General features: G+C 70.0%; 14 protein-coding genes and 1 pseudogene. 9 read left to right on the forward strand and 6 right to left on the reverse strand.

The window, feature by feature from the left end:
• Window positions 1-48 precede the first annotated feature (48 nt).
• On the forward strand, window positions 49-2,763 hold the full coding sequence (locus VE326_10730) for an ATP-binding protein (protein ID HYJ33683.1): 2,715 nt from the start codon (window positions 49-51) through the stop codon (window positions 2,761-2,763).
• Between the two features lie 43 nt (window positions 2,764-2,806).
• On the opposite strand, the gene pabB is transcribed toward VE326_10730, so the two are convergent.
• Window positions 2,807-4,261 (reverse strand): aminodeoxychorismate synthase component I, encoded by a 1,455-nt coding sequence (gene pabB, locus VE326_10735; GenBank protein ID HYJ33684.1) that lies wholly within the window; start codon window positions 4,259-4,261, stop codon window positions 2,807-2,809.
• Window positions 4,251-5,285 carry a CoA-transferase gene (locus VE326_10740; protein ID HYJ33685.1) on the reverse strand — a complete coding sequence of 345 codons (1,035 nt, stop codon included), beginning with the start codon at window positions 5,283-5,285 and terminating at the stop codon, window positions 4,251-4,253. The genes pabB and VE326_10740 overlap by 11 nt, the downstream gene beginning before the upstream one ends.
• Window positions 5,286-5,352: 67 nt before the next feature.
• On the opposite strand from VE326_10740, the gene VE326_10745 reads away from it, so the two are divergent.
• The 3 genes from VE326_10745 to VE326_10755 are packed head-to-tail and all read left to right on the forward strand — an operon-like array spanning window position 5,353 to window position 7,741.
• Window positions 5,353-6,714, forward strand: a complete 1,362-nt coding sequence (locus VE326_10745; GenBank protein HYJ33686.1) for an MFS transporter — start codon at window positions 5,353-5,355, stop codon at window positions 6,712-6,714.
• A 38-nt stretch (window positions 6,715-6,752) separates the two neighbouring features.
• Entirely contained in the window at window positions 6,753-7,238 is a 486-nt protein-coding gene (locus tag VE326_10750) for an OsmC family protein (GenBank protein ID HYJ33687.1), read from the forward strand.
• Complete coding sequence (locus tag VE326_10755; protein HYJ33688.1) at window positions 7,235-7,741, forward strand: hypothetical protein; 507 nt, start codon at window positions 7,235-7,237, stop codon at window positions 7,739-7,741. The genes VE326_10750 and VE326_10755 overlap by 4 nt, the downstream gene beginning before the upstream one ends.
• A gap of 27 nt (window positions 7,742-7,768) precedes the next feature.
• Here VE326_10755 and fabL read toward each other — a convergent pair whose 3' ends face one another.
• The 3 genes from fabL to VE326_10770 form a co-directional block, all read right to left on the reverse strand.
• Window positions 7,769-8,518, reverse strand: a complete 750-nt coding sequence (gene fabL, locus VE326_10760) for an enoyl-[acyl-carrier-protein] reductase FabL (protein ID HYJ33689.1) — start codon at window positions 8,516-8,518, stop codon at window positions 7,769-7,771.
• A gap of 105 nt (window positions 8,519-8,623) precedes the next feature.
• Complete coding sequence (locus tag VE326_10765) at window positions 8,624-8,851, reverse strand: zf-HC2 domain-containing protein (GenBank protein HYJ33690.1); 228 nt, start codon at window positions 8,849-8,851, stop codon at window positions 8,624-8,626.
• Window positions 8,848-9,537: an RNA polymerase sigma factor gene (locus VE326_10770; GenBank protein HYJ33691.1), complete on the reverse strand. Its 690-nt coding sequence runs from the start codon at window positions 9,535-9,537 to the stop codon at window positions 8,848-8,850. Before VE326_10770 ends, VE326_10765 begins: the two co-directional genes overlap by 4 nt.
• Before the next feature lie 327 nt (window positions 9,538-9,864).
• Here VE326_10770 and VE326_10775 point away from each other — a divergent pair.
• From VE326_10775 to VE326_10790, 4 genes and pseudogenes are all read left to right on the forward strand, one after another.
• A pseudogene (locus VE326_10775) lies at window positions 9,865-11,055 on the forward strand (hypothetical protein).
• A gap of 469 nt (window positions 11,056-11,524) precedes the next feature.
• Window positions 11,525-12,088 carry a metal-dependent transcriptional regulator gene (locus VE326_10780; protein HYJ33692.1) on the forward strand — a complete coding sequence of 188 codons (564 nt, stop codon included), beginning with the start codon at window positions 11,525-11,527 and terminating at the stop codon, window positions 12,086-12,088.
• Between the two features lie 4 nt (window positions 12,089-12,092).
• The gene (locus VE326_10785; GenBank protein HYJ33693.1) at window positions 12,093-12,893 is read left to right on the forward strand and encodes a hypothetical protein; all 801 of its coding nucleotides are present in this window, start codon (window positions 12,093-12,095) and stop codon (window positions 12,891-12,893) included.
• Window positions 12,890-13,213, forward strand: a complete 324-nt coding sequence (locus tag VE326_10790) for a hypothetical protein (GenBank protein ID HYJ33694.1) — start codon at window positions 12,890-12,892, stop codon at window positions 13,211-13,213. The genes VE326_10785 and VE326_10790 overlap by 4 nt, the downstream gene beginning before the upstream one ends.
• Here the strand turns inward: VE326_10790 and VE326_10795 are convergent.
• The gene (locus VE326_10795) at window positions 13,191-13,553 is read right to left on the reverse strand and encodes a hypothetical protein (GenBank protein ID HYJ33695.1); all 363 of its coding nucleotides are present in this window, start codon (window positions 13,551-13,553) and stop codon (window positions 13,191-13,193) included. The genes VE326_10790 and VE326_10795 overlap by 23 nt on opposite strands.
• Before the next feature lie 65 nt (window positions 13,554-13,618).
• Between VE326_10795 and VE326_10800 the strand changes: the two genes are divergently transcribed.
• Entirely contained in the window at window positions 13,619-14,527 is a 909-nt protein-coding gene (locus VE326_10800) for a DUF5668 domain-containing protein (GenBank protein ID HYJ33696.1), read from the forward strand.
• Window positions 14,528-14,729: the final 202 nt, after the last annotated feature.

Below are 14,729 nucleotides of genomic sequence, written 5' to 3' on the forward strand. Positions count from 1 at the left end.
GGCGGGTCCGATGGTAAGCTCAGGGCGGCGCGGCTGACCGGGAGGGATATGAAAGCCAAGGTCTTCCAGGAGATCACCGGGCTCACCATCGCGATCGCGTCGGTCGCGGCGGCCATCCTGCTTCGGTCGCTCCTCGACCCGATCCTCGATGACAAGCTCGCCCTCATCACGATCTACGGGGCGGTCGCGATCACGGTCTGGTTCGCGGGACTCCCGTACGCCGTCCTCACGACGCTCGCCGGTTACGTTCTGTCCAACTACCTGTTCATCCAGCCCCGAGGCACGTTCAAGTTCGACGATCCCTCCTCGTGGGTCGGATTCGCCCTCTACCTAATCTCCTGCTCCCTGATCATCCTCTTCGGCGAGCGGGCCCATCGCGCCGAGCGGCGCCGGCACGAGGCCGACCAGCGGCTCCAGCTCGCGCTGGGCGCGGGCCGGATCGGAACCTGGGAATGGGATCTCCGCACGGGAAAGATCCAGGCCTCCCCCGAAGCGCGCCGGATGCTCGGCACGTCGCACTTCGGCAGTCTCGAAGAAGGGCTCTCCACGGTGCATCCCGAGGATCGGCCCGCCCTGGAGGCCGCGCTCGAGCGCGCCATCGTCGACGGAAAGCCCTTCGCCTCCGAGGCCCGCTACCACCGGCCCGACGGCACCGTTCTTCGCCTCGCGGGGCACGGCGTCGTCGAGGTGGACCGCCAGGGGCGCCCCATCCGGATCGTCGCGGCCACGATCGACCAGACCGAGACCTGGCGCGCGGGCGAGTCGCTGCGGCACGAGCGGGAGCTGTTGCGCCGCATCATCGACACCATCCCCGTCATGATCACGATGTTCGACCCCGAGGCCAAGATTCTGCGCCTGAATCCGGAATTCACGCGGGTGGTCGGCTGGTCGACGGAGGAGGCGGCGAGCGTTTCGCTCCTGGAGGAGGTCTATCCCGACCCCGCGTATCGCCGGCAGGTGCTGGAGTTCATGGATTCCTGCCGGGAGGGGTGGATGGACGTGCGCATGCGCGCGCGCGACGGGCGCACGATCGAGACCTCGTGGGCCAACATCCGGCTGAGCGACGACACGCGCGTCGGGATCGGCATCGACATCACCGAGCGGAAGCGGGCCGAGCGGGCCCTGCGCACCCGAAACCGGCGCCTTCGCCTGCTTTTCGAGGCCGCGGCGGTCACGCTCACCAGCGACGACCCCGACGCGATGCTCCACGCGCTCTTCGCGAAGATCCGCCCCGAGCTGGGCCTGGACGGCTACTGGAACTACATGCTGGACGAGTCGGGCTCGACCCTTCTGCTCGCCTCCTACGAGGGCGCCCCTCCCGACGTCATGCGCGGAGCGGACCGCCTGTCGCTGGGCGAGGGGGTGAACGGCAGAGTCGCCGTGTCGCGGCATCCCGTCGTGCGGACCCATGTGCAGGACTCGAGCGACGGCGAGGACGGCGTGGCCAAATCGCTGGGACTTCACGCCTTCATCTGCCACCCGCTGGCCGCGGGAGACCGGCTGATCGGCACCCTCACGCTGGCCAGCCGCTCGCGCGATACGTTCGAGCCCGACGAGCTGGAGTTCGCCGAAACAATCTGCCAGCACGTGACCCTCGCCTACGAGCGGATCCGCCACGTGCGCGAGCTCAAGGAGTCGGGGCGCATGAAGGACGAGTTCCTCGCGACCCTGGCGCACGAGCTGCGCAATCCGCTCGCCCCGATCCGCAACGCGGCCCACATCCTGAAGCAGCACGGGCCGCGCGATCCCGAGCTGGTCTGGGCCCGCCAGGTGATCGACCGCCAGGCCGAGCATCTCTCCCGCCTGGTCGACGACCTCCTCGACGTCTCTAGGATCACGCGCGGCAAGATCGAGCTGCGCCGCGAGCGCATCCCGATCACGGTCATCGTGAGCAGCGCGGTCGAGACGGCGCGGCCGCTCATCGAGGGGAACCAGCACGCGCTGACCGTCTCGCTGCCGGGCGAGCCGCTCTTCGTGAACGGAGATCTGACGCGCATGGCGCAGGTGGTGTCGAATCTGCTCACCAACGCGGCGAAGTACACGCCCCCCAGCGGGCGCATCGAGGTGGGCGCGGAGCGGGACGGGGACCAGGCGGTGCTCCGCGTGAAGGACAACGGCGTGGGAATCCCCCGGGAGATGCTGGGGCGCATCTTCGAGATGTTCGCCCAGGTCGATTCTTCCCTGGAGCGCACGGCGGGCGGCCTGGGCATCGGACTCACGCTGGCGCGAACGCTGGTGGAGCTGCATGGCGGCTCGATCGAAGCCCGAAGCGACGGGGCCGGGCGAGGCAGCGAGTTCCTGGTGCGCCTGCCGCTGGCGACAACGGAGCCTTCGGCGCTCCCGCCGCAGGCCGCGGCGGAGGGTCCGGGCGCGCGCGACGCCAAGGCGCGCATCCTGGTGGTGGATGACAACGTGGACGCTGCCGACAGCCTGGGGCGCCTGCTCACCCTGGACGGCTACGACGTGCGGATCGCGAACGGCGGGATGGAGGCGCTGCACGACGCCGAGGCGTTCCGCCCCGAGGTGATCCTCCTCGACATCGGCCTGCCGATGATGAACGGGTACGACGTGGCGCGCCGGCTGCGGAAGGAGCCGTGGGGCGCCGACATCCGGCTCGTGGCGCTGACCGGCTGGGGGCAGGACGAGGATCGCCGCCGCTCGAAGGAGGCGGGCTTCGACGAGCACGTGGTGAAGCCGATCGATCCCGCGTCCCTGCGGGCGCTGCTGCGGCGGATCCGCGGCACGCGGGTGGGCTCGACGTAGAAGACGTCAGCCACCGGCGCGGGAGTCTTCGGCGCCGGCCTCTCTACACCGGCGCGCGGACCCCGAGCGCGCGCATCATCCCGCTCGCCTTGACGAGCGTCTCCTCGTACTCCCCCTCGGGCGTCGAGTCGGCCACGATGCCGCCCCCCACGTGGAACGATGCCGCGCCCCCGCCCGCCACGATCGTGCGGATCGCGATGTTCCAATCGCAGTCGCCGCGGACGTCCCAGTAGCCGAGCGCGCCCGTGTAGATGCCGCGCCGCACCGGCTCCAGCCGGTCGATGATCTGAACGCTCCGGATCTTGGGGGTGCCGGTGATCGAGCCCCCCGGGAAGAGGGCGCGCAGGATGTCGACCGGCGTCGCGTCCTCGCGCAGGTCGCCCACGACGCGCGACTCGAAATGATGGACGTTGGAGTGGCTCGCGATCTCGCACAGCGCGGGCACGGCGACGCTGCCGATGGCGCAGACGCGCCCCAGGTCGTTCCGCTCCAGGTCCACGATCATGACGTTCTCGGCGCGGTCCTTGTCGCTGTGGATCAGCTCGAGCCGCAGCGCGGCGTCCTCCTCCGGCGTCGCCCCGCGGGGGCGCGTCCCCTTGATCGGCCAGGTCTCGATGCGGCGGCCCTGAACCCGGAAGAAGCGCTCGGGGGACGACGAGGCAACCCCTCCATTCTCGAGCGACAGGAAAGCCAGGAAGGGCGCCGGCGCGGCCGCGCGCAGCGATCGGTAGAGCGCTGCCGGCCGCGATGGGGTGTCCACCAGGAAGCGCTGCGACAGGTTGACCTGGTAGATGTCGCCCGCCGCGATGTGCTCGAGCGCCACCTCGACCATGCGGCCGTAGGACTCGCGCGTGAAGTTGGAGCGGACCGCTCCCGCGCGTACCACGGACTCCGAGCCGGGGACGTCCCCCGCGCCTCCGGCGGCCACGCGCGACCACTGCGTTTCGAGAAACTCCCCCGCCCGGCGGTCCCGCCGCCGTGGGTCGCTCTCCGCGAGCCCGGTCGAGACGCACCATCCCTCCCCGGTCGAGCGGCGCCAGGCCCAGACGCAGTCGTAGAAGCCGAGCGAGAGGTCGGGGACCGGGCGCTCGCGCCGGGCGCGCGCGGGGTAGCGCTCGATCCAGTCCTTGAAGTCGTAGGCGATCGCCCCCGCGAGCCCGGAGAGAAACGGGGCGGGCGGCGCGTTCTCGATCTCCGCGCGACAGGGCCACGCCGCCGCGAGCGCCTCGAGGGGTAGACCGGGCCTCCGCGCGCGGTGCCCCTCGCGTACCTCCCAGAGCGCGCCCTCGGCGACCTCGAGGCGCCACGGGGGGTCGAACGCGAGCAGGGTCCACTCCGAGGCCGCGCCCGTAGCACCGCCGCTCTCGAACAGGACCGTGTGCGGCGCGTCCTCGACGGCCGCGAGCGCGCGGAGCGGCGTGAGCCACTCGGGCAGCGCGCGGACGCACGCCCCGGCGCGAAGCGCCGGAATCCCCAGGAGCGCCGAGTCAGTACCCATAGTCCACCGGCTCGGCGAAGCGGTGCTCCAGCGGGATCAGCGAGTGGATCCGTTCGTTCCCGACCCGCGCCACGTAGGCCGCGAGATCGGCGGGGCCGTCCACCCATTCCGCGCGCCAGGCCGCAAACCCCTCGGCCGTCCGGGTCCGCGCGTGGTAGTCGGCATAGGCCTCGTGGTCGCGGCGGTAGTAGCCCTGGACCGGGGACGGGTGGGCGCCCCAGCGCGCCTCGCATACGGCCGCGACCAGGAGCCCGGGAACGACGACCCGGTTGGGGTCGCTCCGGATCCGCTCGGGGCTCACGATCTCCTCGGCCGTGACGATCACGGCGCGGGATGCGCGCGCGGCGTCGGGCGTGATGCCGAGACTCCCCCACATCACCGCGTTCCCGTGCGGGTCGGCGCGCTGGGCGTGGACGATGGTGACGTCGGGAGCGAGCGGGCGGACCGCGAGCACCGGCCCTCCGTTCACGGGGTCCTCCACGCGCCGGAGCCAGGGGTTGCGGTCCAGCCAGTCCGCGCCCAGCGCGCTGCGCGTCGGAAGGAACGGCGCGCCGATCGCCGCGGCGTGGAGCGCCAGGGCCAGCGTGAAGTTCGAGAAATCGACGACCTCGAGGGGGCGCGGCTCCCCGCGCTCGGCGGCGCGCCGGAACGCGTAGGCCGAGCCCATCATGACGTTGCCCACCCACGCGGCCACCACGCGCCGCGCGAGCCCCGCCCCGATCAATTGGTCGAAGCAGATGTCGGAAACCGGCCCGACCAGCGTCAGGTCGCCGATCCCCGCGCGGATCAGCTCGCGCGTCGCGGCGAAGGGGATCATCTGCTCGAGGCAGGTTCCGAGGGCCACGGTGGCGCCGGGGGGAACGAAGCGGCGCACCGCCTCCCCGAGCGGCAGGACCTTGTCGGCGGCGGCGTAGTGCCCCGGCGTCCCCTCGCGCAGGGCGGGGCGCCACGGGGCGAGATCGTCCATGCGGACCTGGGGCTCGCGCGGGGTGCGCCGGTCGCCGGTGTTGTCGCGCGGGGTCATGGGCGCGAAGCCTACCCGGTGTGCTAGGCTCCATCCATTGGAAACGAAGCAGCAGGACCGACGACCCATGCCCCGTCTCCGGAACGCGTCGCGCCCCATGCTCCGCTGGATCGATACGGTGCTCCCGCGCCGCGCGCTGTTCGACAAGGACCGGCGGCTCCTCCATCTGTTCCTGGGACGGCTCCTCGCCTCGACCGGCTTCTCCGTCGTCATCCCCTTCCTCGCCCTCTACCTCCACGGCACGCGTGGCGTGTCGATGAGCGCCGTGGGATCGCTCTTCTTCTTCGGCGCGCTCTGCGGGGTCGCGGGGCAGGTCGTGGGCGGCGAATGGAGCGACCGGAGCGGACGGAAGCGCGTCCTGGTCACCTGTCAGATCATTCGGTCGGTCACGTTCGCGGGGCTCGGCTATGCCGTGACGGTGCATGCCTCCATCGTCGCCTTCGCGCTCCTCACGGGCTTGAGCGCGTTCGCGGGGCGGATGTTCGAGCCCCCCTCGGGCGCGATGATCGCCGACATCACGACCGGCGAGCGCCGCGTGGAGGCGTACGGCGTGCTCCGGATCGGCGGCAACCTGGGCTGGGCGATCGGCCCCGCGCTCGGGGGCTTCCTCGCCGCGCTCTCCTACGCCTCGCTCTTCTACGTGGCCTCCGGCGTCCTCCTTCTGGCCGGGATCCTGATCGCGATCCTGGTCGAAGAGACGCATCCCCGGCGCCGGCGCCGCGCCGAGGAGACCGCGGGCCCGGAGCGCGTCGCGATCCCGCCGGTCGGACCGGTCGGCGCCGGGCGCGGCATCTCGATCGCGGGGACGCTCGCCGTGCTGCGCGACGCCCTCTTCCTGCGCTACTGCATCGTCACGCTCCTTCTCTTCACCGTCATGGGACAGCTCATGGCGACCTTCTCGGTCTACGCCGTCGACTGGGCGGGGCGGTCGAAGGTGGAGCTGGGAGCGATCTACACGCTGAACGGGATCATGGTCGTGCTGCTGCAGTTCCCCGTCACGCGCATCCTGGCGCCGCTACGGATGACCTCGGCGCTCATCGTGGGCTGCCTGCTCTACTCGGTCGGGTATGGCATGATGGGCTGGGGATCGAGTTTCGCGCTCCTGCTCGCGGGCATGTTCGTGGTGACCGCGGGGGAGATCACCTGCTCGCCGGCCTCGATGAACCTGGTCGCGAACTTCTCCCCCGAAGACCGGCGCGGGCGCTACATGGGCGTGTACGGGATCTTCAACTCGTTCGGATGGTCGATCGGCCCTTTGGTGGGCGGTGTGCTGCTCGACCTGGCGACCGGAAGACCGCAGCTCCTCTGGAGCGCGATCGCGAGCCTGACCGTGCTGGCCGCGATCGGCTACGCCGATCTCCGGCGCCGCATCGATCCCGCCCTGGACCAGAGTCCCGAAGCGGCGACGGCACGACCAGCCGTCGCCTGATGACCCGGCGCCCGCAGGGTGCCGGAAAGGAGGACTGGATGAGCCCCGCCGTCGCGGAACACAAGTTCGAGTGCCACCTCACCTGGACCGGGGCCGCCAAGGGTCCCACCGAGGACTACGCCACCTACTCGCGCGAGCAGCGCGTCGAGTTCCCGGGCAAGCCGCCGATCATGATGACGTCCGCCGCGGTTTTTCGCGGCGATCCCGCGCTCGCCGACCCCGAGGATCTGCTCGTGGCCGCGCTCGCCTCGTGCCACTTCCTCTCCTACGCCGCGCTCTGCGCCCGGAAGGGCGTGCGCGTGACCGCCTACGAGGACGACGCCGTCGGCATCATGACGCGCGGCGCGACGACGTTCCATTTCACCGACGTGCTCCTCCGCCCGCGCGTCACGATCGCATCCGACTCCGACGCCGCGCTCGCGCGCGATCTCCATCACCGCGCGCACGAGGAGTGCTTCATCGCCGCCTCCGTCAACTTCCCGGTCCGGCACGAGCCGACGATCATCGTGGCGGCGCCGGTGTGACCACGCTTCGCCCGCTCACGTCTCCCGAACCGGATGTGCCGCGCCGCCTGCGCCGGCCGTGGCAGGTCTACGCCATGGTCATGCTCTGGGCGATCAAGGGCTTCCAGGAGCTTCTGAGCGGCGTGATCGGAACGTCCTTCTTCGTGGCGGCCCAGGCCGCGGAGGGGAGGCTCGCGGGGTACGCCCTGCAGACCGCCTTCCAGAGCATCTTCTTCTCGACGCTGCTCGCGGCGGGATCGTTCTACGTGATGGCGGGGATCTGGCTGGGGAAGCGCTCGGCGCGCCCCTGGGGCATCGGCGTCGCGCTCGCGAGCGAGCTGACGCTGCTCGCCTTCCTGATCACGCGACCGCCCGAGTTCGGGGGAACGGTTCCGCTCGTGCGCACGGTGATCACGGGGAGCTTCGTCAATCTGGGGATCGTGGGGTTCCTGCTCTTCGACGGGCGGCTCACGGCGTTCCTGGGAAGCCCGCCGCTCACCGGCTGGTGGTCGCCGAGGCGGTAAACCGCGCCCCGTCGGGACGCGCGCGGCTCAACCCAGCGTGTAGCCGCCGTCCACGATGATCGTCTGCCCCGTCACCCATGACGCCTTGTCGGTGCACAGGAACGCAACCATGTTGGCCACTTCCTTGGGCGTTCCCACGCGGCCGAACGGCGTACGGCGCGTGGATTCGCGGATGATCTCCTCGTAGCTGGGGAAGATCTTGAGGGAGTCGGTGTCGATGAACCCGCCCGAGACGGCGTTCACGTTGATCTTCTTCGGCGCCAGCTCGTAGGCCAGGTAGCGCACCAGGGTCTCGATCGCGGCCTTGGAGACGCCGATCGACGCGTAGCCGGGGATGTAGCGATGGCTGCCGAGCGACGTGAGCGCGACGATCTTCCCGCCCTCGCGCATCATCTTCACGGCCTGCTGCGCCGAGAAGAGGAGCGCCTTGGCGTTCGTGTTCATCGCGATGTCCCACATCTTGTCGTCCACGTCGAGGACGTTGCCGAAGTGGCCGAGCGCGGCGTTCGAGACGAGAATGTCGAGGGTGCCGAACTCCGCCTTCAGCTGCTCGAACATGGAAGGGATCTGCTCTTCGTTCCCGATGTTCGCCCGCAGCGCCAGCGCGCGGACGCCTCGCGATTCGATCTCCGCCGTCGTGGCCTTCGCCGACTCCCGGCTGCGGAAGAAGTTGATCGCGACATCGGCGCCCATGTCGGCCAGGTCCAGCGCGACCGCTTTCCCGATGCCGCGCGTCCCGCCCGTGACCAACGCCTTCTTCCCGGTCAGCTCGCCCATGGCCCCTCCTGTAACTCCTTGAATGGGCGCAGATTCTGTTCGGCGAAGCGGGGAATGTCAAGCAAAAGCCCGGGGAGGCGCCCGGAACGGGAATGCCGTCGCGGCTCAGCGGAATTTCTTGCGGTAGGCCTCGATGATCTCGGCGCGACGCGGGTTCGGCCGTCCGCTCTTGGGGAGGCGCTTCAGCGCCTGGACCGAGAGACGGATCTGCTCCACGTAGGTCCGGCAGGCCGAACACCGGTCCATGTGCTCGAGGAACTCCCGGCGGGCGCTTTCCTCGAGGGTCTCGTCGAGCGCTTCCGCGACGACGTCGAGCGCCTCCTTGCAGTTCATCGAGTCTCCTGGACCGGGGTCTCTGCGGTGGACGGGCGCGTACCTTCGCGGAGATACAGGTCGAGCGCGCGACGGATGCGCGCGCGGCCGCGGTGAAGGAGCACCCTCATGTTGGTCTCGGTCAGGTCCAGGATATTACAGATTTCCGAGGGGGACACGTCCTCGACGTCGCGCAGCAGCACCACCTGCCGCTGCGCCTCCGGAAGCCCGTCCAGGGCCGCGCGCACGATCTCCAGCGCTTCCAGCCCCTGCACGACCTGCTCGGGAGTGTCGAGGGTCCAGGGCTCGGGCGCGGCCTCCCATAACCCGACCCGTCCCCGTCCCAGGTCCCATTCCTCGCGATCCGGGGCCGCGCCGTTCGCCGGCGCGACGCCGGCGCGGCGGGCTTCGCGCGAGGCGAGGGTCCGGGCGCGGCGAATCAGGATGCTGAAGATCCAGGTGCGGAGGGACGACCGTCCTTCGAACCCGTCCAGGCCGCGGATCACGCCCAGCCAGGTCTCCTGGACGATGTCCTCGGCGAGCGCGGGGGAGGACGTGAAGGTGGCGGCCAGCGCCTGGAGCCTGCAGTTCAGGCCGTCGACGAGCGCCGTGAACGCCGCTTCGTCTCCCGCCCGAAGCTTCACGAGGAGGGCGCCTTCCGGACCGGGAACGTCCGGCAGGACCGGGTTTCCTTCCATCCGCTTCATACCCCGAAAAGTGTACTCCCGCTGCCCGGCCCGAAGAACGGCGGCGCTGTAATGAACGAAGCCGGGCCGGGACTAATACGCAGATGGCCGCGGCGCATGACCGGGGTTTTCGTCATCGAACGCGCCTCCACGTCGTTTCATTCAGGCATCGCTGAGGAGGTTTTCACCATGTCCCCCAGACTTCGTTCTTGGATCGCGGTGTCCGTGGCGCTGGCCGGCCTGTACCTGGTCGTCAGAGCGCCGCAGGCCGCGGAGAGCCGAAAGCGGCCGAAATCCCACCTGCCCGGCGCAGGCTTCGACCAGATCATCCGCCAGCACGCGAACACGATGCTCGACGAGGGGCGGCAGACCTTCCGCTATGACACCTTCGGCGACGAGGCGTTCTGGGGCGGCACCCTTCGCCTGCACGAGGCGATCGAGGGGGCCGCTCTGGGCGGCGTGGGTCCGGGGGTCAGCCCCCGCACGGCGCTCGAGGTCGGCCTCAAGGTCGACGCGGACGCGCTCGCTCCGGCGGTCCGCGACGCGATCGAAGGGGGGCAGGTCAATCTGGACGACCCCGCCGTCACCGTGGAGCTGCTCCGCGAGAACGCGGTGGTCGGCGTCACCGGAACCGTGGGCGGCGACGGACGGCTCCAGACGATGGGCATCCAGTGCGCCTTCTGCCATTCGACCGTGGACAACTCCCTGGCGCCCGGCATCGGGCACCGCCTGGACGGATGGGCGAACCGCGATCTGGACGTGGGGAAGATCGTGTCACTGGCTCCGAATCTGCAGCCGCTCGCGGATCTCCTGGGCACCGACGTGGCGACGGTGCGTCGCGTTCTTCTCTCCTGGGGGCCCGGCAAGTTCGACGCGGAGCTGATCCTGGACGGCAAGGCGTTCCAGCCCGACGGCCGCTCCGCGGCCACGCTCATCCCCCCCGCGTTCGGGCTGGCCGGGGTGAACCTGCACACCTGGACCGGCTGGGGCTCGGTGCCGCACTGGAACGCGTTCGTCGCGAATCTGGAGATGCATGGATCGGGGACCTTCTTCGACCCGCGGCTGGACGACGCATCCCAGTTCCCGATCGCCGCCGCGCATCACTTCGGCCACGTCACGACGACGGACGACCGGATCACCCCCAAGCTGCCGGCGCTGCATTACTACCAGCTCTCGATCCCGGCGCCGAAGCCGCCGCCGGGCAGCTATGACGAGGCCGCGGCGGAGCGGGGCGACGTTCTCTTCACGGGGAAAGCCAAGTGCGCGACCTGTCACACCGACGAGCTCTACACCGAACCGGGATGGAACATGCATCGCGGGGAAGAGATCGGGATCGACAATTTCCAGGCCGACCGCGCTCCCGATCACCGGTATCGCACGTCGCCGCTGAAGGGACTCTGGACGCACCAGAAAGGGGGCTTCTTCCACGACGGCCGCTTCCCGACCCTTCTCGCGGTGGTGAACCACTACAACACCTTCTTCGGGCTGGGGCTCAGCGAATCGGAAAAGAGCGACCTGGTGGAATACCTGAAATCGCTGAGCGACGACGTGCCGCCGACGATGCTGGCCAACGCGACCCCCGCGATGGAGGCCCCGTCGTCCGCCTCCCCGGCTGCGTCGCGATGGAAGCTGATCACGACCCCCACGCCGACCCGCCGCGGCGAGGCGTTTCGGATTCAGCTGGCCGGAGCGACGGCGGCGACGACGCCCTCCGACCTGGTTGTGCGGATCTTCGACGTGCAGGGGCGCGCGGTGGCCCGCTTCGATCGGGAGCGGCTGGAGTTCGCCAGGGAGGGAGCGTCGCTGCGCTGGGATGGAACCGACCGGACGGGCAGGACGGTCGCGGCGGGCGTCTACTTCGTTCGCGCGGAGGCGCCCTCCGCGTCGTATCGGGAACAGAGCAAGGTCGTGATGCGCTGAGCCCGAAGAATCCCGTTGATCCCGACGGCCGCCTCCCGTAGGTTTGCCGACTCAAACTGAAGTTGGCATACACAAACAGGAGGCGGCCATGGCGTCCGCGAGGGTTCGACAGCGACCGGGCTTGTCGGTCAGCAGCGAACACTACCTTCGAACGATCCTCGAGCTCCGCGAGGAGCGCGGCTACGCGCGCGTCGTGGACATCGCCGCGCGCCTGGGGCTCACCAAGGGCTCGGTCTCGGTCGCGCTTACGCACCTGGCCGAGCGCGGCCTCGTGCGCTTCGACGCCGCCCACTTCCCGCTGCTCACCCCGGCGGGCCGGAGAGTCGCCCTCGACGTGCGCGGCCGGTTCCAGATCGTGCTCACGTTTCTCACGGAAGTGCTCGGACTCCCCGCTCCGCTCGCCACCGCCGAGGCCTGCCGCTGGGAGCACGTGGTGAGCCACGACGTGGCCGACCGCATCCTCGACTTCATCCGCTTCACCGCCGACACCCACGGCCGGGAGGAGCTCCTGGCGTCCTTCGCCGAATACCGCCGCTCCTGCACCTCGGGGGACTCGTGCTCCACCTGCTCGGTGCACGGCCCCCTTCGACTCTATTGCGCCCATGAAGCGGACGATCGTCACCAAGGGGGAACGAGTGCCTCGAAGGAATGAGTGGGTGCCGCGCCGGGTTGTCGCCACGGTGTTCGTACTGGCCCTGGTCTCGATGCTGCTTCCTCGATCGGCCCGTGCCGATCGCAAGTACTTCGTCGAGACCTACACGCCCTATCTGGCGCCCGCCGGCGAGCTCGAGCTGGAGACGTGGCTCACCTCCCGGTCCGGAAAGGCGGAGGACCAGGGCTCCACGGCGTGGGAGTGGCGGCAGGAATTCGAGTACTCGATCACCAATCGCCTCACGGCGGCGGCCTATCTGAATTTCGATCAGCCTGGCGGTGGTGCCCTCCGCTTCAAGGCGCCGTCGCTGGAATTCATCTACGCCCTGGCCGATCCCGGACGGATCCCGGGACATCCCGCCCTCTACCTCGAGACGACGGAGTCGGGAGAGGAGCTGGAATTGGAACCCAAGCTCCTTCTGGCGCACCGGTCGCGCCGCTTCGTCGGCGCCATGAATCTCGTCGGCGAATTCGAGTTCCGGCACAACGACGAGGAGCTGCTCGAGGACGGCACGGTGATGCGGAAGGCGTGGGCGTGGAGGGTCGTCGGCGGGGCCGCGTACGAGCTCTCCTCACGCGTCTCGGCGGGCGTGGAGGGGCGCTACGTGGCCGAATATCCGAACTTCGGCCCGCGGTCGGGCTCGGCCTTCTCCCTCGGACCCGTGTTCAACGTCCAGGCAGGCGAGGTCCAGATCGGCGTCGGCGTGCTGCGCCAGCTTAGAGGCAGCCCCCACACCTCCGGCGATCTGAACCTCGACGAATTCGAACGCACACAGGTTCGCGCCATCATCGGCGTGGAGCTGTGAGACGAACGCCGCTCGCCCGTTTCGGGATCGGCGCGCCTCTCCTCGCTCTCTTCGCGTGGGGCTGCGCCCATGCGCCGGGAACGCCCCGGGCGAGCGTGGCCGGCGTGGAGGAGAGCTACGGCTGGCACCTCCTGGAGCGCCGCTGCCAGGGATGCCATGCCCTGCCCGACCCTCGAAGACATTCCCGGACGCGCTGGGTCAAAGGGATCGAACAGATGCGCGGGCGGTTCGCGATGCCGGCGTCGGATTGGGACACGCTGCTGGCCATGGTGCCCGCGGATACGGTCTCGGCTGATCCTACTCGGGAAGCGCCCCGCTGACGGCGCGCCGCCACTGCTCCGGCGTGAGCGGGCCGTGGACGGCGACGAAGAGCACCGCCGCACCGTAGACCAGAAGGTCCCAGCGGAACTGCTCGTGCAGATGCGCGAGCCACGCGATCGCGATCGCGAGGAGGAGCCCCGCCGCCCCGAGGCGCAGGGTCCGGGGCTGCAGGAAGAGCAGCGCGCCCGCCGCTTCGACCCCGGCCAGGAGTGCGAGATGAAGGCCGTGTGCGCCCTCGTGGGCCGCGAGGAGCAGCGTGCGAGTGCTCAGGACGAGCAGCGACACGCCGAGCACCCACCAGAGGACCACGAACGACCGGATCAATCCGCGCGAGGGCATGGACGAATACTACACCGCGGACGCGCTCTTGCAACGCGCGGCCGCGCGTGGTACCGCTTCCCCCCGTGGGATTCGTGAAGCTCGTCTTCGGCGTGCTTCTCGCCGGCCTGGGGGCGATCCTCCTGGCCGGCCATCTCGGCTATCTCCCCACCGATACCGGCGGCTGGCTCCTGCGCTACTGGCCCGCCCTCCTCGTGCTGATCGGACTGGCCCTGCTCGCAAGCGCGCTCAAGAACCCGCTCATCGGCTGGGTCGCGACGATCCTCGTGCTCGGGGCCCTGGTCTTCGGCGCCTGGTGGGTCCATCAGCACGGCACCGGCACGCACCCGGAGGCCGCCAAGACCTACGACCTGACCCGGCCCCGGGCCGAGACGCTCACGATCCGCGCGCGCGTGTTCGGCGGATCGCTCTCCCTCGAGTCGAACGCGGCCGCGCGCGCGGGCCGCCTGGACGTCGTCGCCACCGGCGCGGACACCGACGACGCGGACTTCACGTCGTCGGGCGGCGCGGCCATCTTCGACTGGCCGACCGAGGACGCGCGTGTCTACCAGGCGCCGCTCGGCGGCAACGTCCGCGTGCTCGTGCCGCAGCGTTTTCGGGTCCGCCTCCTGGCCAAGAGCCTCTTCTCGCAGGTGCGCGCCGCGCTCGCCCGGCTCCGGCCGGAGCGCTGCGAGGTAGAGGCGATCGCCTCGTCGGTGCGGATCGATGCCACGGGGCCGGCGCGCCCGTCCCTGGTCCTCATCCGCGGAACGCTCGCGAACGTGGAGCTGGACCTTCCCGCGAGCTGCCCGGCACGGCTGGAATTCGACCCGCTCACCTTCCGCACCCTTCCCGACGATTTCATGGAGCACGCGGTGGGGCGATCCAAGGTCAAGATCTGGACGTCGGAGGGAAGCGGCCCCGTGGTACGGGTGCGCGTGGCGGGACCGCTGATCCACCTCAAGGTGAAGCGCGAGCCCGTCCGGGCGCTTTGAGCCAGACCCATCGTGACGATATCCAAGGAGACCTGATGCCCGGCAAAGGCGGCGGCACCGGAATTGCGTTCCCCCTCACCCTGATCACGATCGGCATCGTTCTGCTCCTCAAGGAATTGGGCTATCTGCACGGCAACATCCTCCGCTACTGGCCGGTGCTCCTGATCGTGTGGGGGATCGGAATGATCTGGGCCGCGCGGAA

It is taken from the genome of Candidatus Binatia bacterium (assembly GCA_035631035.1).
Classification (GTDB): Bacteria; Eisenbacteria; RBG-16-71-46; order SZUA-252; family SZUA-252; genus DASQJL01.